Origin of the sequence: Edwardsiella hoshinae NBRC 105699 = ATCC 33379 (assembly GCF_000474215.1) — a bacterium.
Taxonomy (GTDB): domain Bacteria; phylum Pseudomonadota; class Gammaproteobacteria; order Enterobacterales; family Enterobacteriaceae; genus Edwardsiella; species Edwardsiella hoshinae.
Map to the genome: position 1 here is coordinate 24,742 of NZ_BAUC01000031.1, position 24,401 is coordinate 49,142.

At 59.0% G+C, this 24,401-nt stretch carries 19 protein-coding genes and 1 other RNA gene; 6 read left to right on the forward strand and 14 right to left on the reverse strand.

Going from position 1 to position 24,401, the window contains the following annotated elements; genetic code table 11:
* Window positions 1-11 precede the first annotated feature (11 nt).
* The 3 genes from ubiH to EHO01S_RS13110 all read right to left on the reverse strand — a co-directional run bounded on the left by ubiH (window position 12) and on the right by EHO01S_RS13110 (window position 3,395).
* Window positions 12-1,190 (reverse strand): 2-octaprenyl-6-methoxyphenyl hydroxylase, encoded by a 1,179-nt coding sequence (ubiH, locus tag EHO01S_RS13100; protein WP_024524379.1) that lies wholly within the window; start codon window positions 1,188-1,190, stop codon window positions 12-14.
* Window positions 1,187-2,509, reverse strand: a complete 1,323-nt coding sequence (gene pepP / locus EHO01S_RS13105; protein WP_024524380.1) for a Xaa-Pro aminopeptidase — start codon at window positions 2,507-2,509, stop codon at window positions 1,187-1,189. Before pepP ends, ubiH begins: the two co-directional genes overlap by 4 nt.
* Window positions 2,510-2,825: 316 nt before the next feature.
* On the reverse strand, window positions 2,826-3,395 hold the full coding sequence (locus EHO01S_RS13110; RefSeq protein ID WP_024524381.1) for a YecA/YgfB family protein: 570 nt from the start codon (window positions 3,393-3,395) through the stop codon (window positions 2,826-2,828).
* Between the two features lie 177 nt (window positions 3,396-3,572).
* Between EHO01S_RS13110 and zapA the strand changes: the two genes are divergently transcribed.
* The 3 genes from zapA to EHO01S_RS13120 all read left to right on the forward strand — a co-directional run bounded on the left by zapA (window position 3,573) and on the right by EHO01S_RS13120 (window position 4,877).
* Entirely contained in the window at window positions 3,573-3,902 is a 330-nt protein-coding gene (zapA, locus tag EHO01S_RS13115; RefSeq protein WP_005282128.1) for a cell division protein ZapA, read from the forward strand.
* 100 nt (window positions 3,903-4,002) lie between these two features.
* A non-coding RNA gene (gene ssrS, locus EHO01S_RS18410) (6S RNA) lies at window positions 4,003-4,184 on the forward strand.
* A gap of 33 nt (window positions 4,185-4,217) precedes the next feature.
* Window positions 4,218-4,877: a 5-formyltetrahydrofolate cyclo-ligase gene (locus tag EHO01S_RS13120; protein WP_024524382.1), complete on the forward strand. Its 660-nt coding sequence runs from the start codon at window positions 4,218-4,220 to the stop codon at window positions 4,875-4,877.
* A 36-nt stretch (window positions 4,878-4,913) separates the two neighbouring features.
* On the opposite strand, the gene serA is transcribed toward EHO01S_RS13120, so the two are convergent.
* Window positions 4,914-6,152 carry a phosphoglycerate dehydrogenase gene (serA, locus tag EHO01S_RS13125; RefSeq protein WP_024524383.1) on the reverse strand — a complete coding sequence of 413 codons (1,239 nt, stop codon included), beginning with the start codon at window positions 6,150-6,152 and terminating at the stop codon, window positions 4,914-4,916.
* Window positions 6,153-6,441: 289 nt separating this feature from the next.
* Window positions 6,442-7,101, reverse strand: coding sequence for a ribose-5-phosphate isomerase RpiA (rpiA, locus tag EHO01S_RS13130; protein WP_024524384.1), 660 nt, complete (start codon window positions 7,099-7,101; stop codon window positions 6,442-6,444).
* A gap of 307 nt (window positions 7,102-7,408) precedes the next feature.
* Here rpiA and EHO01S_RS13135 point away from each other — a divergent pair, with 307 nt between their 5' ends.
* Entirely contained in the window at window positions 7,409-8,302 is an 894-nt protein-coding gene (locus tag EHO01S_RS13135; protein WP_024524385.1) for a LysR family transcriptional regulator ArgP, read from the forward strand.
* A gap of 64 nt (window positions 8,303-8,366) precedes the next feature.
* Here the strand turns inward: EHO01S_RS13135 and EHO01S_RS13140 are convergent, their stop codons facing one another.
* From EHO01S_RS13140 to tkt, 7 genes are all read right to left on the reverse strand, one after another.
* Complete coding sequence (locus tag EHO01S_RS13140) at window positions 8,367-9,086, reverse strand: oxidative stress defense protein (protein ID WP_024524386.1); 720 nt, start codon at window positions 9,084-9,086, stop codon at window positions 8,367-8,369.
* 153 nt (window positions 9,087-9,239) lie between these two features.
* Entirely contained in the window at window positions 9,240-9,857 is a 618-nt protein-coding gene (argO, locus tag EHO01S_RS13145; protein ID WP_024524387.1) for an arginine exporter ArgO, read from the reverse strand.
* A 137-nt stretch (window positions 9,858-9,994) separates the two neighbouring features.
* Window positions 9,995-10,861 carry a small-conductance mechanosensitive channel MscS gene (gene mscS / locus EHO01S_RS13150; protein WP_024524388.1) on the reverse strand — a complete coding sequence of 289 codons (867 nt, stop codon included), beginning with the start codon at window positions 10,859-10,861 and terminating at the stop codon, window positions 9,995-9,997.
* Between the two features lie 250 nt (window positions 10,862-11,111).
* Window positions 11,112-12,188, reverse strand: a complete 1,077-nt coding sequence (gene fbaA, locus EHO01S_RS13155; RefSeq protein WP_024524389.1) for a class II fructose-bisphosphate aldolase — start codon at window positions 12,186-12,188, stop codon at window positions 11,112-11,114.
* Window positions 12,189-12,299: 111 nt separating this feature from the next.
* On the reverse strand, window positions 12,300-13,463 hold the full coding sequence (pgk, locus tag EHO01S_RS13160) for a phosphoglycerate kinase (RefSeq protein ID WP_024524390.1): 1,164 nt from the start codon (window positions 13,461-13,463) through the stop codon (window positions 12,300-12,302).
* Window positions 13,464-13,520: 57 nt separating this feature from the next.
* The gene (gene epd / locus EHO01S_RS13165; protein ID WP_024524391.1) at window positions 13,521-14,546 is read right to left on the reverse strand and encodes an erythrose-4-phosphate dehydrogenase; all 1,026 of its coding nucleotides are present in this window, start codon (window positions 14,544-14,546) and stop codon (window positions 13,521-13,523) included.
* A 334-nt stretch (window positions 14,547-14,880) separates the two neighbouring features.
* On the reverse strand, window positions 14,881-16,875 hold the full coding sequence (tkt, locus tag EHO01S_RS13170; protein WP_024524392.1) for a transketolase: 1,995 nt from the start codon (window positions 16,873-16,875) through the stop codon (window positions 14,881-14,883).
* A 420-nt stretch (window positions 16,876-17,295) separates the two neighbouring features.
* Here tkt and EHO01S_RS13175 point away from each other — a divergent pair, with 420 nt between their 5' ends.
* Window positions 17,296-18,915 carry a sulfatase family protein gene (locus EHO01S_RS13175; RefSeq protein WP_024524393.1) on the forward strand — a complete coding sequence of 540 codons (1,620 nt, stop codon included), beginning with the start codon at window positions 17,296-17,298 and terminating at the stop codon, window positions 18,913-18,915.
* 76 nt (window positions 18,916-18,991) lie between these two features.
* On the opposite strand, the gene speB is transcribed toward EHO01S_RS13175, so the two are convergent.
* The gene (gene speB / locus EHO01S_RS13180; RefSeq protein WP_024524394.1) at window positions 18,992-19,906 is read right to left on the reverse strand and encodes an agmatinase; all 915 of its coding nucleotides are present in this window, start codon (window positions 19,904-19,906) and stop codon (window positions 18,992-18,994) included.
* Between the two features lie 212 nt (window positions 19,907-20,118).
* Window positions 20,119-22,035: a biosynthetic arginine decarboxylase gene (gene speA / locus EHO01S_RS13185; protein ID WP_232238268.1), complete on the reverse strand. Its 1,917-nt coding sequence runs from the start codon at window positions 22,033-22,035 to the stop codon at window positions 20,119-20,121.
* 1,046 nt (window positions 22,036-23,081) lie between these two features.
* Between speA and metK the strand changes: the two genes are divergently transcribed.
* The gene (metK, locus tag EHO01S_RS13190) at window positions 23,082-24,236 is read left to right on the forward strand and encodes a methionine adenosyltransferase (protein ID WP_024524396.1); all 1,155 of its coding nucleotides are present in this window, start codon (window positions 23,082-23,084) and stop codon (window positions 24,234-24,236) included.
* Window positions 24,237-24,401 lie beyond the last annotated feature (165 nt).

Sequence of the window (24,401 nt, forward strand, 5' to 3'; positions counted from 1 at the left end):
AGCAAAAAGGCTTAGCGCGCGACCTGGCCCAACATGCGCCGCACCAGCGGTGTACCCAGCGGCGGCAACAGTGCCAAGGCCATCAGGGCCAGATTACGCCCGGCCACCAGTGACGGCAGACGATTGGCAAATAGGCGCACCAGGCTGTCGGTCAACGCCACCGTCGCCTGACAATCGGGCTGACGACGGCGCTGATAGTCGGCCAAGGTCGCGTAACCGCCGGGATCCTGCCCCGATAGCCAAGCGCTACTCAGCGTCTCCGCCAACGTCATCACATCGCGCAGTCCCAGATTAAACCCCTGGCCGGCGATGGGATGCAGCGTCTGCGCTGCATTCCCCACCAGCACCAGACGATGGCTGACATGAGCCTGCGCCTGACGCAACGCCAGCGGATAAGCGTCACGTCGCCCACAGCGCGTAAAACGCCCCAAACGCCAACCGAATGCCTGCTGTAACCGCGCCAAGAACGTCGCCTCGTCCCACTGTGCCGCCTGCTCGGCCTGTTCAGGCGGCAGACACCACACCAGCGCGCTACGCCCCTCGCTCATCGGCAACAGCGCCAACGGCCCATCGGCGGTAAAACGCTCGAAGGCCCGACCGCGATGCGCCTCGCTAGTCGCGACGTTGGCAATCAACGCCGTCTGCGCGTAAGACTCACGATGCCAATGCATGCCGCACATCGTCGCCAACGCCGAGGCCGAGCCGTCGGCGGCCACCAGCAACTGACCGGACAGGCTACGCCCATCCGCCAACCAAGCCGTCACCCCCGCGGCCTGTCGCTCGACCCGCACCACCGTCGCCGGACAGTGCAACGTCACCCCGGCAGCCGTCGCCAACAGCCGGAATAACTGCTCGCCAGCCCGATGCAGCTCCACCACCTGCCCCAAAGCGGGCAGATCGTAGGACGCCGCATCCAGCCACAATGCGCCAGCATGACCGCGATCGCTGATCTGCACTTGATTGATGGCCGTCGCGTGCGCCGCCAAAGCGGGCCAGATACCGATCCGGGCCAACTGCTGGCAGGTGCCCTGTGCCAAGGCGATGGCGCGTGCATCGAAACCGGGGTGCGCCCCTGAGCCCGGGGCGATAGACTCCACCAACGTGACGGGACAACGCCCCGCGCTCAGCGCCGACAGCGCGAGAGCCAGCGTTGCGCCCGCCATGCCGCCTCCGGCGATGATGATGCTCATTCGACGCCGCGTGCCGCAGCCATCAATGCCTCGATCTCGTCGATCGACTTGACCACCCCCGCCGTCAGGATCTCACAGCCTGTTTCGGTGATCAGGATGTCATCCTCGATGCGCACCCCGATGCCGCGATAGGCCGGGGGAACGTCAGCATCCGGCGCGATATACAGCCCCGGCTCACAGGTAAGTACCATCCCCGCCTCAAGCACCCGGTCACGCGCCGGCGTGGCATAGTCACCGACATCATGCACATCCAGCCCCAACCAATGCCCTAGGCCATGCATAAAGAAGGCGCGATAGCGCTGTTCGTCGATCAGCGTCTCCACCTCACCCTGTAGGATGCCGAGTGCGACCAACCCCTGCACCATCACCCGCACCGCCGCCTCCTGGGCAAGACGAATGCTGCTGCCAGGACGATAATGCGTGATCGCCGCCGTCATCGCGTCCAGCACTAACTGGTAGATCTGGCGCTGGGGCTCACTAAAACGCCCGCCGACCGGGAAGGTGCGAGTAATATCCCCGGCATAGTGGCGATATTCTGCACCGGCGTCGACCAGCACCAGACTGCCATCACGCATCGGGCTTTCATTCTCGGTGTAATGCAGGATGCAGCCGTTTTCGCCACTGCCGACGATAGTATTGAAGGAGGGAGAACGGGCACCATGGCGGTTAAACTCGTGCAGCAGTTCGCCCTCTAACTGATACTCATACATGCCCGGGCGGCATTTCTCCATCGCTCGCGTGTGCCCTAGGGCGGTGATCTCGGCGGCGCGCCGCATCACGGCGATCTCCTCCGGCGACTTAAACAGGCGCATCTCATGCACCCAGGGACGCCAATCTGTCACCGTTGCCGGTGCCCGCAAATTCTGGCGCGCACCTCGCCGCAGCGTCTCCAGCGCGGCAAACACCAAGTCATCGGCGAAGGCATACTCGCCCTGGGCGTGGTACACCACATCCAGGCCGTTCAGCAACAGCGGCAACTGCTCCGCGACCTCGCCGTACGGCAAGGCCCGATCGATATTCAAACGCGCCGGCGCCGCCTCTTGTCCAAGCCGGCGTCCAAACCAGACCTCCGCCGTCACGTCACGCACCCGGTTGAACAACACGCTGTGGCTGTGGTTTTCGTCGCTCTTGATCAGCACCAACAGCGCCTCCGGCTCATTGAAGCCGCACAGATACCAAAAGTCGCTATTTTGACGATAGGGATACTCATTCTCAGCGTTACGGCAATGAACCGGGGCAGCAAAAAACAGCGCGGCACTGCCCGACTGCATCTTCGCCAGCAATGCCTGGCGGCGACGCTGATACTCTTGCGGGGTCATATCCATCTCCTGAAAATCGGCAAGTAAATGATACGGCTGGCACGCCGCCGACGCGGTGCGCCCCACGACACAAGCCAGTGACGGCCATGGGCTCAGTAAAGCTGTGCGTGCCATGGCGCCTCTCCGTGCGCGCGTGAACAATACGCATAAGCTCTAGACTACCACGAGAGGAAAAACAAAGGGTAAGGCAAATAGCATCGACGGCGTATGCTGTCGATAACCCGGGGAGTGCGCCTCATTGACTCGCTCGGACGCCAACATCGGCGTCCGAGCGAGTCATCGCGTCACGACACGAGGCCGTGGGCGCTAGGCGACGTTAGTGCAGTTGAGGCGCTAGCGGTGCCGCATCCGGCTGACGGAATTCGCCGTGGCACAGCATGGCGGCCATGCGTACATATTCGGCCACTTCTTCCAAGGAGTGGGCCAGCTCCTCCTGATCCTCGTCCTCATCGTAGCCCAACTGGGCGATGCTACGCAGATCGTCGATCGACTCGCCCACCTCGCCCTTCACCTGGCCCAGCTTGCTCTGCATCATCCCCAGTCCCAGTAGGAAGTGATTCACCCAGCCAGCCAACGCATCGGCGCGTTCGAACACCGTGGCCGCCTCTTCCGTCGGCAGCAGCAGTTGAAAGGCGAACTCATCCCCCTCTAAGGCATCGCGCGTCTGGGTATAGAGCGCCTGTAGCGGCTGGGCGAGCGACGCCGAGAAGGCCGTCCCCTCATTAGTCAAATCATGCACCAGCGTCAGCCAACTGGCGTCACGGTTGCCGCCACACAACACTCCGCTCACTAAACCATGCATCTCGGCGGCGGTCAGCGCCACCCCCTGTTGCTGTAGGGCCTGCGTCAGTACGGCGTAATCCGCCAAGCTATTCTCTGTAGACATACGTATTGGTCATCGTTGACAGGTAAAGTTCGTGTTATGCTACCACCAAGATGAGTCGCTATACCAGAAAGGGCCGTATCGCAAGCCGAGGGCTTGTCACTGCATAGCGGGGTAGATATAGTTAGCGCCCACAGCGTTCCCGGGGGGACGCGGCGCAAAATCGAGCGGGAAGGTAGTATGTCTGCACAGCCGGTAGATATTCAAATTTTTGGCCGCGCACTGCGTGTTAATTGTCCGCCAGAACAACTGGATGCTTTGAACCAAGCCGCGGAGGATCTGAATCAGCGGTTGCAAGATCTAAAAGTTCGCACTAGAGTCACCAATACGGAACAACTGGTCTTCATTGCGGCGTTGAATGTGTGTCACGAACTGGCACAGGAGCGGTTGAAAACCCGCGATTATGCCGCCAATATGGAGCAAAGGATCCGCATGTTGCAGCAGACGATTGAGCAGGCGCTGCTGGAGCAAGGACGCATTACTGAGCGTCCGGGTACTTCTTTTGAGTAAAAACTAACTTACTGATTATACAACAAAATTTACAAAGAAAAGCGTTCCATAAAATGTAAGTTGTGTTAGTATAATTAGTAAGAAAGCAGCAAGATTTCAAATTTCTCTGAGGTGTTCGTGCGCGGGCCAGTCCCCTGAGCCGATATTTCAAACCTTAAGAATGTAGCGCTCCACAACCGGTGAGCAGGCTCGGTCTCCGAGAAGCCTTAAAGTTGCGACGTTGCGTTCACCTTGAACCGCGGGTTCAAGGGTTACAGCCTGCTACGGCACCTCGGAGATTCCCTAATACGCTTATCCTGCCACGGAGCCGACTCCATGCCCCAGGAGCCTGCGTCGCTCTCTCGTCATCACATTCGGCAACAACAACGCGCGTTGCGGCGCTCACTCTCGCCGGCCCAACAACGTCACGCGGCTTTCGCTCTCCGGGATCGCCTACTGGCACAGCCTTATCTGGCACGCCCCTGCCGCATCGCCCTTTATCTGCCCTTTGACGGCGAACCCGATACGCGCCCGCTGATCGCCGCCTTATGGCAACGCGGTCACCAGGTGGTTCTCCCGGTATTACACCCCTTTACCCGCGGCCAACTGCTATTTCTGCGCTACACGCCGGAAACGACGATGCGGCGCAATGCCTTTGGCATCAGCGAACCCGACTTGGATGCGACGCGCGTCGTTCCCCTGACACGCCTAGATCTGATGCTGACGCCGCTGGTCGCCTTCGATGCGGCAGGCAATCGGCTGGGTATGGGCGGCGGCTTCTATGACCGGACCCTGGCCCAATGGCGCCAACGGCGGCAACACGGATTCGGCCCCTATCCCATCGGGATCGCACACGACTGTCAGCGTGTCGCGGCGCTAACCGCTGCCGACTGGGATGTTCCCCTGCCGGAGATCGTCACCCCCTCGGCACACTACCGCTGGCCACAGGCCGGGGCGCCGTGGCAAGCAGTACACGCCTCCCCATCACCTGGCTAGCCCTACAGGCCGTCCCTAAGAGACGGCCCGCAAACCTTAATACAGCAAACGTGCCCGTACGGTACCGGGAATGGCACGCATGCGTTGCAGTGCGGCCTCGGCACGCTCTACCTCCGTTTCGACGTCGATCACCACATAGCCGATGGTCGGCGTCGTTTGCAGATACTGCGCGGCGATGTTCACCCCTTCTTCGGCAAAGATCTGGTTGATAGCCTTCAGCATTCCTGGGCGGTTTTCGTGGATATGCAGCAGACGGCTGACATGCTCCTCATGCATCGGCAAGGAGACTTGCGGGAAATTCACCGCCGACAGGGTCGAGCCATTATCAGAATACTTGGCTAGTTTCCCGGCCACCTCCACCCCGATATTCTGCTGGGCTTCTTGCGTTGAGCCGCCAATATGCGGAGTCAGCAGCACGTTATCGAAACGGCACAACGGTGAGATGAAGGGATCGTTGTTGGTCGCCGGCTCCGTCGGAAAGACATCGACGGCGGCGCCGCTGAGATGACGGCTTTCCAGTGCCTGACATAGGGCATCGATGTCCACCACCGTACCGCGAGCGGCGTTGATCAGGATGGCGCCCGGTTTCATCCGCGCCAGTTCCGCCTCAGCGATCATCCGGTGAGTCGACGCCGTCTCTGGAACATGCAGCGACACCACATCGCTCATATTTAGCAGTTCGGACAAGTGGCGCACCTGGGTGGCATTGCCCAGCGGTAACTTGCCTTCGATGTCATAAAAATAGACATCCATGCCAATCCCTTCCGCCAAGATCCCCAGTTGGGTACCGATATGGCCATAGCCGATGATCCCCAGCTTTTTACCTCGCGCTTCATAGCAACCAGCCGCTTGCTTGTTCCATTCGCCACGATGGGCACGGGCATTGGCCTCGGGAATATTACGCAGCAGCAGCAGGATCTCCCCTAGCACCATCTCCGCCACTGAGCGGGTATTGGAGAAGGGCGCGTTAAATACCGGCACGCCGCGCTGCTGTGCCGCGGCCAGATCCACCTGGTTGGTACCGATGCAGAAACAGCCGACCGCCACCAACTTCTCTGCGGCGGCGAACACCTCTTCGCTCAATTGGGTACGCGAGCGCAGCCCAATAAAGTGCGCGTCGCGGATCGCCGTACGCAACGCGGCGCTATCCAGCGCGCCCTTATGGTATTCGATATTGTGATAACCGGCGGCCCGTAACGCCTCGACGGCGCTTTGGTGTACGCCTTCCACCAGCAAAAACTTGATCTTATCCTTATCCATAGAAACTTTTGCCATGATCTACCCTATTGTCCGAAAAAGCGTATGTGTTATGTCAGCAGTTTGTACAAACTCTAGTCAACATAACAAAATTTACCTCGGCGGCAAGCCATGGCGGCAGCGTACGCCCGACGAATACGCAGCACTAGATAGAGAAAAGTTGCGGAAAATTTTAATAAACAACGAGCTATCAGCGGGAAAAATTGAAGGACGGTAATTCTGTGATAGATGTCACCGAATTCTCGGCAGTAAGAAAAAAGCGCCCGCCGGATACGACGCCCCAGGGAGACGGGGCGCCGAGACGCAATCAGGCCGTCAGGGTTTTCACCCCATCCGCGCAGCCAACCAGCACCACATCGGCCCCCCGGTTAGCAAACAGCCCGACCGTCACCACACCAGCGATGGCGTTGATGGCGTTTTCCAGCTTGCACGGCTCCATGATTTGCAGATTGTGTACATCCAAAATCACGTTGCCGTTATCGGTAAGTACCCCCTGGCGGTATACCGGCTGACCACCGAGTTTCACCAACTCACGCGCCACGTAGGCTCGCGCCATCGGGATCACCTCGACGGGCAGCGGAAAATTACCCAGGATGTCGACCTGCTTCGAGGCATCGACGATGCAGATAAATTTCTTCGCCACGGCGGCAACGATTTTCTCGCGCGTCAGGGCTGCACCGCCCCCCTTGATCATCTGCATGGCGCCATTAATCTCATCGGCACCATCCACATAGATATCCAGCGTATCCACCTCGTTAAGGTCAAACACCGGGATACCTAGGCTCTTCAGCTTGGCACTCGACGCGTCGGAGCTAGAGACGGCGCCCTCGATCTGCCCCTTCATGGTCGCCAGCGCATCAATAAAATGAGAGGCGGTGGAGCCGGTGCCAACCCCTACAATCGTACCGGGCTGCACATACTTCAATGCAGCCCAACCCACTGCTTTCTTCAATTCATCCTGCGTCATACCGTATCCTATGGACTTTGCTACGAAAACGTGTGCGTATTATAGAGCAGCGCACGAAAATACCCCACTATGGGAGCGCAAATTTACGCCCACGTACTGTGTTTTTCCCGTTGCACCTCCCTATTTTATCCGCGACAAGCGGAAAAATGTGGCATATTGCGGTAACGGCAATGCCTCCAGCCGCCACGCGGCGCCTGACTAGAGCCTCTCTCTCGGCGAGGGGGAGCGTTCGCTTGTGCCGTTTTCCAACGTGAGCAATTGCGCTTTACCGATAACAAAAAATGGAACCAAGGGGATAAAGACCATAATGAAACGCCCGGACTACCGGACCTTGCAGGCACTGGACGCTGTCATCCGCGAGCGCGGCTTCGAACGCGCGGCACAGAAACTTTGCATCACACAGTCGGCGGTATCGCAACGCATCAAGCAACTGGAAAATCTCTTTGGCCAGCCACTGCTGGTGCGTACCGTACCACCGCGTCCGACCGAGCAAGGACAACGCCTCCTCGCGCTGCTGCATCAAGTCGAGTTGTTGGAAGAGGAGTGGCTGGGTAACGATAACAGCAGCGATGGCCCCCTGCTGCTCTCGCTGGCGGTCAACGCCGACAGTCTGGCGACATGGCTGCTGCCCGCGCTCAAGCCGGTATTGGCCGACTCGCCGTTGCGCCTTAACTTGCAGGTCGAGGATGAGAGCCGCACCCAGGAACGCCTACGGCGCGGTGAGGTGGTCGGGGCGGTGAGTTTGCAGCCTCAGCCGTTGCCCAGTTGCCTGGTGGATCGCCTCGGGGCCTTAGACTACCTGTTCTGCGCCTCGCCCGCCTTCGCCGCGCGCTACTTCCCCAACGGGGTAACACGCTCCTCCCTACTCAAGGCGCCAGCGGTCGCGTTCGACCATCTGGACGACATGCACCAAGCCTTCCTACAGCAAAACTTCGAACTGCCGCCAGGCAGCGTTCCCTGCCATATCGTCAACTCCTCCGAAGCCTTCGTCCAGTTGGCCCTCCAAGGCACCACCTGCTGTATGCTGCCGCATCTCCAGGTCGAACGAGAGCTGCGTGAAGGGGTCTTAATCGATTTGACGCCGGGAATGGTGCAGCGCCGTATGCTCTATTGGCACCGCTTCGCGCCAGAGAGCCGCCTGATGCGCCGCGTCACCGATGCCTTGCTCAGCCACGGCCGTAACGTCCTGCGCCAAGACTAAGCGGCCGCTCAAGGGGCTATACCCAAACGGGATCGCACGCGATCCCGTGTTCCCTGGCGATGCTTTATTGATTCAGATTGAACACCACCTCGACGCGATCATCGAAGTGAATGGTCTGCTGCTCATAGGTCTGCGCCGCCGACGTCTGGTTAGCGGATGGCGCAGCCGCATACATACGCGTCACCGGCTCCGGTTGGAAGTTGGAGACATGGTAACGAATGCTATACACCGGCCCCAACTTGACGCCAAATCCCTGCGCCAGTGACTCAGCCTGGGAGATGGCATTCTTGATCGCCATCTGGCGCGCCTGCTCGCGATAAACCTCTGGCTTGGCGACACCCAGCTCGACGGAGCGGATCTCGTTGAGATTCGCCTTGAGCGCCCCGTCCAGCAGGCTGTTTAGCTTATCGAGTTGGCGTAGCGTGACCTGCACGGTGCGCACCGCACGATAACCCTTCAGTTGGCTCTTACCATCCTTCTGGTAATCATATTCCGGCATGGTATACAGGTTGGCGGCGCTGATATCCTGCGTCTCAATGCCGTTACGCTTCAAAAAGTCGAAATATTTCGCCACCCGTTGGTCGACCTGCGACTTGGCACCGGCGGCATCCTTCGCACTGGCGCTGACCTGGAAGGTCAGGGTCGCCATATCGGGGACGGCGTCAACACTGGCGGTGCCCGACGTCACCACATGCGGACCTTCTGGCATCTCGGCGGCCTGCGCACTCAGCGCCACCCCACCGACACCCATCATTGCGGCCAAGGCCAATACTGTTAGTTTCACGCTTATCCTCCGCTTTACTGCCTCGTTGCCTGGGAAGCCGCCCTGCGCCACTCGCCGGCACCGCGTGCCTCCCGGCCATTTACCGCCACCCGTAGGCGGTATACTCTCCAGTAGCATAGCGCGCCAACGGCATGTCGGGTATCGGATAATTGCCTACTGTGGCCATCCCTGACGCGCCAATTCCAGCGCAATGAACCACATGACCGCACCGACCAACAGATTGATGGCCCGTTGGGCCCGCGGACGCTGCAACCAGGGGGACAGTCGGGCGGCTAGCAGCGCTAGGCTAAAGAACCACACCACCGAGGCCGTCACCGCCCCAAAGGCAAACCAACGCCGCGGCTCCGCCAACAACTGCCCGCCGAGGCTGCCCAACACCACAAAGGTATCCAGATAAACATGCGGATTGAGCCAGGTCACCGCCAGCAGAGTGATGATGATACGCCAACGCCCCTGCTGTAACAGGCTATCGTCCCGTTCGTTCGCCGCCGGACGCCAGGCCGCCCGCCAGGCACCCCAACCATACCACAGCAGAAACGCCACCCCACCCCAGGTCACGCCCTGCAACAACAACGGAGAGCGCAGTAACAGCGCGCTGCCGCCGAAGACGCCGGCACAGATCAACACCAGATCGCTTAAGGCACACAGGCTGGCAATGGTCAGATGATGATGACGTCGAATGCCATGATTGAGCACGAACAGGTTCTGCGGTCCCAAGGGCAAAATCAGGGCCGCCCCCAGAGCGAAGCCCTGAGCAAAGACAGAGAACATGGTTGATATTTCCTGAAAAATTGGCTGAAAGGCATCATAATCAGCCGCCGCAGCGAGGGGAAATGGGGATTTCTTATCGGGGATTAGATCGACTTATCGTCACTGGCCGAGGCTCGCCCAGCCAGTGACGGTGTAGATTACTCGGCGCGGGCCTTCGCGGCCGATGTACGGTACAGATGCACATCCATCTGCGGGAAAGGAATGCCGATGTCATTGGCATCCAACGCGCGTTTAAAGTTCTCCATCAGGTCAAAATAGATGGCCCAGTAGTCGGCGTTGTTGCTCCAGACACGCACCACAAAATTGAGCGAAGAGGCGGCCATCTCGTTCAAGCGAATGGTCACGCCATCGTCATGCAGAATGCGCGTATCTGCCGCGACGACCTCACCGAGCACGCGCTTAACCACGTCGATATCGGCATCATAGGCTACACCGACCGTGATATCGATGCGCCGCTTCGGTTCACGGGAGAAGTTGATGATGTTACCGGCGATGATCTTACCGTTGGGCACCACGATAATCTTGTTGTCGGCGGTTGCCAGAGTCGTCGAGAAGATCTGCACCTCACGCACCGTCCCCACCACACCGCCTAAATCCACCACCTCACCGGCGCGGAACGGACGGAACAGAACCAGCAGGACACCGGCGGCGAAGTTGGACAGCGAACCTTGCAACGCCAGACCAATAGCCAAACCGGCGGCACCGATCACCGCGATCACCGAGGTGGTCTGTACTCCGAGTCGCCCCAACGCGGCGATAATAGTGAAGGCCAAAATCCCGTAACGGACCATCGCCGCCAAGAAGTGCACCACCGTGACATCCAGACCGCGCGCCTTCAACAGACGGGTCAGCGTCGAGGAGATACCGCGCGCGACCAGTGAACCGACGATCATGATCACCACCGCGGCGACCAGATTAACGGCATAGCTCAACAGCAGATCCTGATTGCGCAGGAGCCAGCTGCCCGCGTTTTGGATCCCATTTACCACATCCAATTCTTTCATCGTATGCTTTAACCTCCAATCTTATTGTCTGCCCGCGGCCTCACTCGTCGACGGCACAGGCAAAAGCAGGCCACAGCTCGTGGCCAAAACCCATGCAGAGTAGCTAACAATCGCCAGAGACTCCACATTTCATTCACACCAATAATCTGAAAATAAAAAGCCATTAATGATGTTTTATTTACTCTCAGACTCCGCGCGCACACCATAAAAAAACCCCGCCGAAGCGGGGTTATTCAACGACATGGCAGGATTACAGCACGTCGATGCAGTTCAGCTCTTTGAACGCCAGTTCCAAACGCTCGATCATCCCGTTCTGGCCGGCACGCAGCCATACACGCGGATCGTAGTATTTCTTGTTCGGCTTATCGTCGCCTTCTGGGTTACCCAGTTGACCCTGTAGATAGCCTTCGTTCTTCTGGTAATACTTCAGCACGCCTTCCCAGGTTGCCCACTGGGTATCGGTGTCGATGTTCATCTTCACCACACCGTAGCTGACCGCTTCTTTGATTTCTGCTGCGGTAGAGCCGGAGCCGCCGTGGAACACGAAGTTCAGGCTGTTGTGCGGCAGGTTATGTTTCTTGGACACATACTCCTGAGAGTTTTTCAAGATCACCGGCGTCAGTTGCACGTTACCCGGCTTGTACACGCCGTGTACGTTGCCAAAAGAGGCGGCGATGGTGAAACGCGGGCTGATGGCGCTCAGTTTGGTGTAAGCGTAATCCACGTCTTCCGGCTGGGTGTACAGCGCGGAGTTGTCCAGGTGGCTGTTGTCCACGCCATCTTCTTCACCGCCGGTGCAGCCCAGTTCCAGCTCCAGGGTCATGCCGATCTTGGCCATGCGAGCCAGGTACTGAGAGCAGATTTCGATGTTCTCTTCCAGAGACTCTTCAGACAGATCGATCATGTGGGAGGAGAACAGCGGCTTACCGGTCGCGGCGAAATGCTTCTCACCGGCGTCCAGCAGCCCGTCGAGCCACGGCAGCAGCTTCTTAGCACAGTGGTCGGTATGCAGGATCACCGGAACACCATAGTGCTCGGCCATCTGATGCACGTGATGCGCGCCGGAGATCGCGCCAAGGATGGCCGCCTGCTGACCTTCCAGCTTCAGCCCTTTGCCGGCGATGAAGGCTGCGCCGCCGTTGGAGAACTGAACGATAATCGGGGCGCGTACTTTCGCTGCCGCTTCCATGACTGCGTTGATGGAATCAGTACCGACGCAGTTTACCGCCGGCAGCGCGAACTGGTTCTCTTTCGCTACCTGGAATACTTTCTGAACGTCATCGCCAGAGATGACACCCGGTTTAACAAAATCAAAGATTTTAGACATGTCTAATCGTCCTGTTTCGTGGGCGTGAGTGTTTTCCAATCGGAACAACATTACCGCGCGCCAGGGCGCGATAAAACAACGGGAGGCACGCGGGCCTCCCGTTAACGGGTATTACTGCTTGGCGCGCTCTTCGAGCATCACCACGGCCGGCAATTTCTTGCCTTCAACGAACTCCAGGAAGGCGCCGCCGCCGGTGGAGATGTAGGAGATCTTGTCAGCGATGCCGAACAGATCGATCGCCGCCAAGGTATCACCGCCGCCCGCGATGGAGAACGCGTCGCTCTCGGCGATGGCATTAGCCACGATTTCGGTTCCTTTACGGAAGTTCGGGAACTCGAATACGCCGACCGGACCGTTCCACAGGATGGTCTTAGCGTTTTTCAAAATAGCGGCCAACTGCTCGGCGGAGGCGTCGCCCAGATCCAGCACCTGCTCATCATCTTTGATTTCGCTGACGGATTTCATCGTCGCCGGCGCGGTTTCAGAGAACTCAGTGGCCACACGCACATCGGTCGGTACCGGGATGTCGCAGGTGGTCAGCAGTTTCTTGGCTTCCGGGATCAGATCGGCTTCATACAGGGATTTACCGACATTGTGGCCTTCCGCAGCGATAAAGGTGTTGGCAATGCCACCACCGACGATCAGCTGGTCGGCAATCTTAGCCAGGGAGTCCAACACGGTCAGCTTGGTGGAAACTTTGGAACCGCCGACGATGGCGACCATCGGACGCGCCGGATTGCTCAGCGCTTTGCCCAGCGCTTCCAGTTCAGCAGACAGCAGCGGACCGGCACAGGCGATCGGCGCAAACTTGCCCACGCCATGGGTTGAAGCCTGAGCACGGTGTGCGGTACCGAAGGCATCCATCACGAAGACGTCACACAGGGCGGCGTACTTCTTAGACAGTGCTTCGTCGTCTTTCTTCTCGCCCTTGTTGAAACGGACGTTCTCCAGCACCACCAATTCGCCCGGAGCGACATCGACGCCATCCAGGTAATCTTTAGCCAGACGCACCGGCGCGCTCAGATGATCGTTGAGGTAATTCACCACCGGCAGCAGAGAGAACGCTTCGTTGTACTCGCCTTCGGTCGGACGACCCAGATGGGAAGTCACCATCACGCACGCACCCTGTTTCAGCGCCAGCTCAATGGTCGGCAGGGACGCACGGATACGCGCATCAGAAGTCACTTTACCGTCTTTAACCGGAACGTTCAGGTCCGCACGGATCAGGACGCGTTTACCCGCCAGATCCAAATCGGTCATCTTAATTACAGACATGGTGAATCCTCTCATTGATTCTCTAAAAGTTGCTTTAAGCTGTGTCGCCGCGCACGGCTACGACGCAGTAGAAACTGCCCGGGACATCGCCAGCGTGGTATCCAACATCCGGTTGGCGAAGCCCCACTCGTTGTCACACCAGACCAACGTTTTAATCAAATGCCGACCACTTACCCGCGTCTGGCTGCCGTCCACGATGGCGCTGTGCGGGTCGTGATTAAAGTCGGTCGAGACCAGCGGTAATTCTGTGTAATCAACTATACCATGAAATGAGGTGGATGCCGCCTTTTGCAGCACGTGGTTCACCTCGTCGACCTGCACCGCCGTCCGCACATTGACGCTGAGATCGATGGCCGTCACATTCAGGGTCGGCACGCGCACCGAGATCGCCTCGAAGCGATCGCGAAACTGTGGCAACACGCGCGCGATACCGGCCGCCAGCTTGGTATCCACCGGAATGATCGAATGGCTGGCCGCGCGAGTGCGGCGTAAGTCCGGGTGATAGGCATCGATCACCGGCTGATCATTCATTGCGGAGTGGATGGTGGTCACCGCCCCCGATTCGATACCAAAGGCATCATCCAGCACCGTAATCACCGGGATGATACAGTTGGTGGTACAGGAGGCGTTCGAGACGATGCGATGACTCGCCTGTAGGCATGCCTGATTCACCCCGTACACCACCGTCGCATCAAGGTCATGGCCACCGGGGTGGGAAAACAGCACCTTCCTAGCCCCCGCCAGAATATGAGCTTCACCATCCGCCCGGCTGCCATAAACGCCGCTACAGTCCAGAACGATATCCACCTGCAACGCGTCCCACGGCAATGCCGCGATCTGCGCTTGATGCAACAGGCGGATACGATCGTCCCCGACCCATAACCAATCATCTTGCTGACGCACCGGCCACGCGAAACGGCCATGGCTGCTATCATACTGCAACAGATGCGCCATGCCTGCCGATGCCGCTAACTCGTTAATCGCGACGACGCGGATCTGCGCTCGCCGCCCCGACTCATACAACGCCCGTAGCACATTACGCCCGATGCGTCCAAACCCATTGATGGCGATACGTAAGGACATCTCACTCTATTCCTCATCCGGCAAAAGAGGCTCCAGAGTAATCGATGCCTGCGGCGCGGGGATGGCTTCTTGCAGCAAAAAACGCCGCTGTCCCCATCACTTCGTCACCACTCTCCCCATCAACTGAAACGCTTCAGCTAAGAATAAACCAAACCTCGGACAAAGAAAATACGGTAGGAGAAAAGGGCGTAGCTTGAGGGGAGATTTGGATGGAAACGTGCATCTCATCACAAATTTAGTCTGAAAAATAGCAAGAGCAACACGACGATGACCATAACGTCCCAAAAAAACGGGGCCGTAGCCCCGTCTATCATTAAACCGTGATGGCGAGGCCTTAGTTCAGCAGTGCGCGCGCCTTGGCCAACACGTTATCGACGGTGAAGCCGAACTCAACGAACAGCTGTTCAGCCGGCGCAGACTCACCAAAGGTGGTCATACCGACGATAGCGCCGTTCAGACCGACGTACTTGTACCAGAAGTCGGCGATGCCGGCCTCAACCGCCACACGAGCGCTGACGGCAGACGGCAGCACCGCTTCACGATAGGCGGCATCCTGCTTGTCGAACACTTCCGTTGACGGCATGGAGACCACACGCACCTGGCGCCCTTCTGCGCTCAGTTGGGCGGCGGCTTTCATCGCCAGTTCCACTTCGGAACCGGTGGCGATAAAGATCAGCTCCGGCTGGGCGTCACAATCCTGTAGGATATAAGCACCACGCTCGATGTTGGCCAGTTGCTCGGCAGTGCGCTCCATCTGCGTCAGGTTCTGACGAGAGAAGATCAGCGCAGACGGCCCATCCAGACGCTCGATAGCCTTCTTCCAGGCCACGGCAGATTCGACCTGATCACACGGACGCCAGGTGTTCATGTTCGGCGTGGTGCGCAGGCTCGCCATCTGCTCGACCGGCTGGTGCGTCGGGCCATCTTCACCCAGACCGATGGAGTCATGGGTGTAAACCTGAATGTTGCGGATCTTCATCAGCGCCGCCATACGCATGGCGTTACGGGCATATTCCATAAACATCAGGAAGGTCGCGCCATAGGGGATAAACCCACCATGCAGTGCGATACCGTTGATGATGGCGGTCATGCCAAACTCGCGCACGCCGTAGTGAATGTAGTTGCCCGCGGCATCGTCATTCAGCGCCTGGGAGCCGGACCACATGGTCAGGTTGCTCGGTGCCAGGTCGGCAGAGCCGCCCAGGAATTCCGGCAGCAGTTTGCCGAAAGCTTCCAGCGCGTTCTGAGATGCCTTACGGCTGGCGATCTTGGCCGGGTTGGCCTGCAACTGTTCGATGAACTTACGGGCTTCACTGTCCCAGCTAGCCGGCAGTTCACCGTTGATGCGGCGTTTGAATTCGGCAGCCAGCTGCGGGAACGCGGCCTGATAGGCGGCGAAACGCGCGTCCCAAGCCTGCTCTTTGGCCTGACCGGCTTCCTTGGCATCCCACTGCGCGTAGATTTCCTGCGGGATGACGAACGGCGGGTAGTTCCAGCCCAGTTGCTCACGGGTCGCGGCGATCTCGGCGTCGCCCAACGGCGCGCCGTGAGAGTCGTGGCTCCCGGCCTTGTTCGGCGAGCCGAAACCGATGATGGTCTTGCACATCAGCAGAGACGGCTTGTCGCTCACGCTGCGTGCCGCTTCGATAGCGGCCTTGATAGCTTCGCTATCGTGACCATCGACGTCACGCACCACGTGCCAGCCGTAGGCCTCGAAACGCTTGGCGGTGTCGTCGGTAAACCAACCGTCGACGTGACCGTCGATGGAGATACCGTTGTCATCGTAAAACGCGATCAGCTTGCCCAGCTTCAGGGTACCGGCCAGAGAGCAGACTTCGTGCGAGATGCCTTCCATCATGCAACCGTCACCCATAAAGGTATAGGTGAAGTGGTCGACGATATCATGCCCCGGGCGGTTAAACTGCGCGGCCAACGTACGCTCGGCAATGGCCATGCCGACGGCGTTGGCAATGCCTTGGCCCAGCGGCCCGGTGGTGGTTTCGACGCCCGGGGTATAGCCGTATTCCGGGTGACCCGGGGTCTTGGAGTGCAGCTGACGGAAGTTTTCCAGCTCGGACATCGGCAGATCATAGCCGGTGAGGTGCAACAGGCTGTAGATCAGCATCGAACCATGGCCGTTAGACAGCACAAAACGGTCGCGGTCGGCCCAGTGCGGGTTGGCCGGGTTATGGTTCATGTAATCACGCCACAGGACTTCGGCGATATCCGCCATCCCCATCGGGGCGCCCGGGTGACCGGATTTGGCCTTCTGCACCGCATCCATGCTCAGGGCACGAATAGCATTGGCAAGCTCTTTACGAGAGGACATGTTCTACTCCAAGTCGGATTGTATGAAAACAAGGGTTCGCCGTATTGTCTCAGACTCGGAGTGAAAACGGCAATCCTTATCGTGGTGCGGCCAGAGGGAGAGGCCACAAATCCACGATCAGGCGCGTTCACGCCGCCTCACAGAGAGACCGATGCGCTACGGCTTAGCATCGCGGCCTAGGGTAACATACCCGTCTCTCTCGCCAGACAGACAGCGCACCGTGATGGCGCTAACTCGGCATTTTATTGCGCTATCCAGTACCGTGCACCACGGTCGCTTTAGCTCCACGGCGTTATCTTGCGTCATTATTCAACAAAAACTTTCCTTTTCTTTTGATTGTACGTTATGCGATCACTATCGCGGTCAATCAATGTTTCAAATTGTTATCTTTGCTTTCGAACAATAAAAAAGGAAGCGATTATGTCTCTCTCACGACGCGAGTTTTTGCAGCGTACCGCCGGCGGGATCGCCGGCGTCGCCCTCGGCGCACCGGCGCTGGCTGCTGACGGTGCCACAGCTAACACATCACAGCGGGCGACGCCCCCGCGTAACATCGTCATCATCACTGCCGATCAGTTGGCGCGCCGCGCCGTCGGCGGCTATGGCAATCCGCAAGTCACGACCCCGGCCATCGACAGCCTGATCGCCCGTGGCACCCGCTTCGAGCACGCCTACTGCCCCTATCCGCTGTGCGCGCCATCACGCGCCTGCTACTGGACCGGGCGCCTGCCGCATCAGACCGGGGTGATCGCCAACGACAGCCCCAACATTCCACAAGACATGGTGACGCTGGGCGAACTGTTCAGCCAGGCTGGCTATGAATGCCGCCACTTCGGCAAACGCCACGACTACGGCGCACTGAAGGGCTTCGACTGCGCCGAACAGATCGAGTTACCCTACGACAGCCCCGCTGCCTACCCGGTCGACTACGATACCCGCGAAGACGTCTATTGCCTGCAAGAGAGCCTCAAGTATATCGATACCCTAAAGGGACGCAGCAGCGACCATCCCTTCATGCTGGTGGTCGAATTCAATAACCCGCATAACATCAACGGCTGGACCGGTGCCTTCGCCGGTCCGCACGGCGAGATCGAGGGACTGGGGCCTTTACCTCCGCTGCTGGATAACTTCGACACCGCCGCCGATCTGGCTAACCGTCCTCAGGCCATCCAGTACGCCTGCTGCACCCATAACCGTGTGATGCAGGCCGCCAACTGGAATGAGCTCAACTTTCGCCAGTACCTCAAGGCCTACTATCACTTCACCGCCCTAGCCGACGACTGCATCGGCCAGGTGCTGGCGGCACTGCGCGCCGGCGGCCACGGCGACGACACGCTGGTGGTTTTCTTCGCCGATCATGGCGACGCGATGGGGGCACACCGTCTGGTGGCGAAGATGAATTGGTTCTATGAGGAATCGACCAACGTCCCGTTGGTCTTCGCCGGCCCCGGCATCCGCCCCCAGGCCAGCAGCGATCATCTCACCTCGCTGTGCGATCTGCTGCCAACCCTGTGCGACTACGCCGGTATCACGCCGCCGCCGGGGCTGTATGGCCGCTCCCTGCTGCCGATCCTACGTGGCGAGCAGCCGCAGGCGTGGCGCGATGAGGTCATCACGCAATGGAATACCGACCGCAACGTGGACGTTCAACCGGCCCGCATGCTGCGTACCGATCGCTACAAGTACATCATCTATAAGGAGAATGAAGAGGAAGAGCTGTACGATCTACACCTGGATCCCGGTGAGACGCGCAACCTGGCTCACTCAGCGCAGCATCAGGAGCAACGGCGCGCCTTACGTGCGCGTTTCGACGAGTATGTCCGTAACCAGGTCGATCCCTTCTACAGCCAAGAGGCGATCATCGACCGCCGCTGGCGTAGCCATCCTGTCGGCTATCAGCACCATCAGGGACAGACCAGTATTCAGGTCTACCAGAAGGAAATCCGCCCGTTGATCATGAACAAGGAGTTCGAGAAGGCGCGCGAGATCCGCCTGGCGCTCTACCGCCAGGCCCGCGCCTCCTACGGCGGCGCAGGTTAACCGTTCCTGTGCCGCTCGCCGCCAGGGCATAAAAAAGGCCGGGCATCGCCCGGCCTCGACGCTTGCGGCGCGAGGATTACTTCTTCGCCGCCTGAATATACAGCATCTCCAGCGCCAGGGTCGCCGCCGCCAGGGCGGTGATCTCCGACTGGTCATACGCCGGCGCCACCTCCACCACATCCATCCCAACGATGTTCAGATCTTGCAGCCCACGCACCAGTTTCAGGGCGCGATCGGAGGTCAGGCCGCCGATCACCGGCGTGCCGGTGCCCGGGGCATGAGCCGGGTCTAAACAGTCGATATCGAAGGTCAGATAGACCGGCATATCGCCGACGATACGTTTCACCTCAGTCAGGGTCGCCTCGACGCCGCGATCGTTCACCTGAGCGGCATCCAACACGGTGAAGCCGTTATCCTGATCGTATTCGGTACGGATGCCGATCTGCACCGAATGCTGCGGATCGATCAACCCTTCATTGGGCGCATGGAAGAACATGGTGCCGTGATCGAACAGGCTACCGTGAGCATAGGTATCGGTATGGGCGTCGAAGTGAACCAGCGCCATTTTACCGAAGTGTTTGGCGTGCGCGCGCAGCAGCGGCAAAGTCACGAAGTGGTCGCCGCCGAAAGTCAGACAGCGCTTGCCACTGGCGAGTAGACGCTCGGTATGCGCCTGCAAATTGTCGCTCATCTCCTGGGCGTCGCCGAAGCTGAACACCACATCGCCGCAATCCACCACCTTCAGGCGATCGCGCATGTCGAAGTTCCACGGCCAACGCTTGCCTTCCCAGGCCAGGTTGGTGGAGACCTGACGGATCGCCGCCGGTCCGTGACGCGCACCGGCGCGGCCGGAGGTGGCCATGTCGAACGGCACCCCGGTGATCACCCAATCGGCATCGCCGTCATACGGCATGAAGTCCAACGGCAGACGCAAGAAACCGAAGGCGTTGGAGACCAAAGAGTTATCAGGTTTATGCCCGAGAGTACACATACTCGCTCCTCATATAAATCCCGCCGCCGTGGCTCAAGACCAGACGGACTGGCGGCGTCGCGATGAAAAAAAAATCCCTCCCGCGTCGTTGGCCCGACGAGGAAGGGATTATCTGTTCGCTTGACAGCGTATTGCCGCCGATTATGGCGGCAAGCCAGCGGGACTGCAAGCCCGCCAGCCATCTTGCGTTCAGCGGCGCACTCCTGTGGCGCTTACTCCTCTTCCAGGTAGGTGTACCCGTACAACCCCGCCTCGAATTCTTCCAGGAATTGCGCCTGTAACCCCTCATCCAACTGCGCGGCACGCACCTGATCGCGGAAGTGCGTCAGCAACACCTGCGGATCGAGCTGCACATACTCCAACATCTCTGCCACCGAGTTGCCGTCGTAGGATTCGTCCACCTCGACGCTGCCATCTTCAAACACATACACATCGACCGTGGCGGTATCGCCAAACAGGTTATGCATGTTGCCGAGGATCTCCTGGTAGGCACCGATCATGAAGAAGCCCACCAGCGGCGGATCCTGCGGATCATACTCCGGCATCGGCATGGTGGTCGCCACCCCGTCGCCATCGATATAGTGATCGATGGTACCGTCCGAGTCGCAGGTGATGTCCAACAATACGGCACGGCGCGTCGGCACCTTATCCAGTCCACTGAGCGGTAGCACCGGGAACAGCTGGTCGATCCCCCAAGCATCCGGCATCGATTGGAACAGGGAGAAGTTAACATACAGCTTGTCGGCCATCCGCTCTTGCAGTTCATCGATGATCGGGCGGTGGGCGCGATTACTCGGATCCAACTGCGTCTGTAGCTGATTACAGATGGCCAGGTACTGCTGCTCGGCCCAGGCGCGTTGGCTCAGGCTGAGTATGCCGTGGGCGTACTGGCTGTGAACGTCGTGCAGATCGAGCTGGCTGTCATGCAACCACTCACGCAGTGAACGGCGGCCGCCCGGCGTCTGCATCTCCTCCCAGGTCGCCCACAGGCTCTGCAAGGCACGCGGGGCATCGCTAGCCGGCGGCTGTGGCTGCGGAAATTCATTACGTTCCACACCGATGATGTTGGAGACCAACACCGTATGGTGCGCGGTCACCGCACGTCCCGATTCGGTGATCACCGTCGGGTGCGGTAGACCGTGTTCATTACAGGCATCGCCTATGCCCCAGATCACGTTGTTGGCGTATTCGTTCAGGCCATAGTTGACCGAGCAGTCCGACTGGGAACGCGTCCCTTCGTAATCGACCCCCAAGCCGCCGCCGACGTCGAAGCACTGGATATTCACCCCCAGTTTGTGCAGTTCGACATAGAAACGTGCCGACTCGCGCACCCCGGTGGCGATGTCACGAATGTTGGCCATCTGCGAACCGAGATGGAAATGCAGCAGTTGCAGACTCTCCAGGTGCCCAGCCTGACGCAACGTCTCGACCAGATGCAATACTTGGGTCGCCGACAGGCCAAACTTAGACTTCTCACCGCCGCTCGACTGCCACTTACCGGAACCCTGCGAGGCCAGACGCGCTCGTACGCCGAGGCGCGGCACCACGTTCAGGCGCTGCGCCTCTTCCAGCACCAGGTTAATCTCGCTCAGCTTCTCGATGACCAGATAGACCTTATGCCCCAGCTTCTCGCCAATCAGAGCCAGACGAATATATTCGCGATCCTTATAGCCATTGCAGACGATGACACTACGCGTCATGCCAGCATGGGCCAGCACCGCCATCAATTCGGCCTTCGATCCCGCCTCCAGCCCCAACGGTTCACCGGAATTGACCAGCGATTCGATCACCCGACGTTGCTGATTGACCTTGATCGGGTACACCAGGAAGTAATCCCCCTGATAACCGAATGCGGTTCGGGCGCGTCGGAAGGCGGCGTTGATCGAGCGTAAACGGTGTTGCAGGATCTGCGGGAAGCAGAACAGCGCCGGCAGGCGCTGCTGGCGATCGGCCTGGATCTGCAACGCCAACGCCGTCAGATCGACTCGTGCCTGCGGCACATCGGGATCGGGACACACGGAGATGTGGCCCAGCTCATTCACATCGTAATAGTTGCCACCCCAATAGGCGACGTTGTAGGTGCTCAGCATCTTGCTGGCATTACTATCGCTCATGGCGACCTCCTGCATGGAACGCAACGGGGAAGTATCGACCGCATCTTGCGGATACTGTGCAATCAGATCAGACACGAGCGACTCCTTCGATGGCAGTGTGGCTAACCTTTGCGCCCGTCACTATCGCAGCATCATCTGCATAGAACAACCCACACGCCGGGATTTTTGGCGTGACCACAAAGCTCAGCGCCGGACGAAATACCGGGCCGATATTAGTATAAGAACAAAACACGTCGTTCACTCCGTGGGTCGGGGAAACCGCCAGTAACGGCACACCCCCTATGAATACATGCCTGTAGCCGAACGCCACAGGTTACCCTGGTTCAGTCATCAGATGCCGTAAACGGCGCACGAATCCTGAGGTAGACCCAAGCCTTCATCTCAAGGATGAATAACATCGGGAAAAAGCAAGAAATGAGGATAAAAAGGAAGGAAGGCGCGTTGCGCAAAACGCGTCGCCATGACGCAGAACGCTGCCGGGAGCAGCACGTTTCACCACAGCCTCAACACGGATCATTACCTGAACCACCTCCATCGCTGCCATTTAGCACGACAGCACTTCAAAGTTAACAGCATGATAAAACTGACAGTATGGATACCCATACCCTCCTCGGCCGGAAGTGGGACACATAGCCGCCCCGAAATGCGCCGCCTGACGTCGCGATCGACGCCGAAAAGCAGCAACAAGCCGGTTAAAGCGTGATGTACCGGTAAGCCGCGCGCCGTTTATACCGACAACCGAGCAAAAAAGCAAAATGAAATTATTCTCCCTAGCGCTCACCGGCGTCGCCTGGGCGCTAACGCGCCTTTATCGTGCGTTTACGCAAAAAAAGGGGTGGAAAAAACCTCGTGGCTTCGCCTAAAATAGCCGTCCAGATGTTAATCCATCTATACTTTTTAACCGATAAACTGCTTAACGGCTTTGCCTGAGGGGCGTTGCAGGAAGCATCAGACAGCAGTGGGAGGCGCGCGGCGTATCCCCCTGATGGCTCACCCCATGCAGCACGCAGTGTCAACGCAGCGCAGTAGAATCAACCCGTCTTTTGAAGGTAAAGAACACCATGGCCAAACACCTTTTCACCTCCGAATCCGTCTCTGAAGGACATCCGGATAAGATCGCCGACCAAATCTCCGACGCCGTGTTGGATGCCATCCTGGAACAGGATCCCAAGGCACGCGTCGCCTGTGAAACCTATGTTAAGACCGGGATGGTCCTGGTCGGCGGTGAAATTACCACCAACGCTTGGGTCGACATTGAAGAGCTGACCCGTAAGACCGTGGCCGACATCGGCTATGTCAGCTCCGATATGGGCTTCGATGCCAACTCCTGCGCAGTGCTGAGCGCCATCGGTAAGCAGTCTCCGGACATCAACCAGGGCGTCGATCGCTGCGACCCGCTGGAGCAGGGTGCCGGTGACCAGGGCATCATGTTCGGTTACGCCACCAACGAAACCGACGTACTGATGCCGGCCCCGATCACCTATGCCCACCGTCTGATGGAGCGCCAGGCCGAAGTCCGCAAGAATGGCACCCTGCCGTGGCTGCGTCCGGATGCCAAGAGCCAGGTCACTTTCTTATATGACGATGGCAAGATCGCCGGTATCGATGCGGTGGTGCTGTCCACGCAGCATGCCGATAGCATCGGCCAGAAAGAGCTACAGGAAGCGGTGATGGAAGAGATCATCAAGCCGGTTCTGCCGGCTGAATGGCTCTCCGCCGCCACCAAATACTTCATCAACCCGACTGGTCGCTTCGTCATCGGTGGCCCGATGGGCGACTGTGGCCTGACGGGGCGTAAGATCATCGTGGATACTTACGGTGGTGCCGCCCGTCACGGTGGCGGTGCCTTCTCCGGTAAGGATCCGTCCAAGGTCGACCGCTCTGCCGCCTATGCCGCACGCTATGTCGCCAAAAACATCGTCGCCGCCGGCCTGGCCGAGCGCTGCGAGATCCAGGTCTCCTACGCCATCGGCGTCGCCGAGCCGACCTCCATCATGGTAGAAACCTTTGGCACGGAGAAAATCGCGCAAGAGCAGCTGATCCAGCTGGTGCGCGAATGTTTCGATCTGCGTCCGTACGGTCTGATCCAGATGCTGGATCTGATCCAGCCTATCTATCGCCAGACCGCGGCCTACGGCCACTTTGGCCGTGAGCAGTTCCCGTGGGAGAAGACCGACAAAGCGGCGCTACTGCGCGATGCTGCCGGCCTGAAATAAGCCCTCAGCCCCAGCAGGCGCTCAGGCGCCTGCTGGGGTTGCGCAGCCTCTCGCGACGCACGCCTCGCCCCTGCCCGCTCGTCTACCGTCTACCGTCTACCGTCTACCGTCTACCGTCTACCGTCTACCGTCTACCGTCTACCGTCTACCGTCTACCGTCTACCG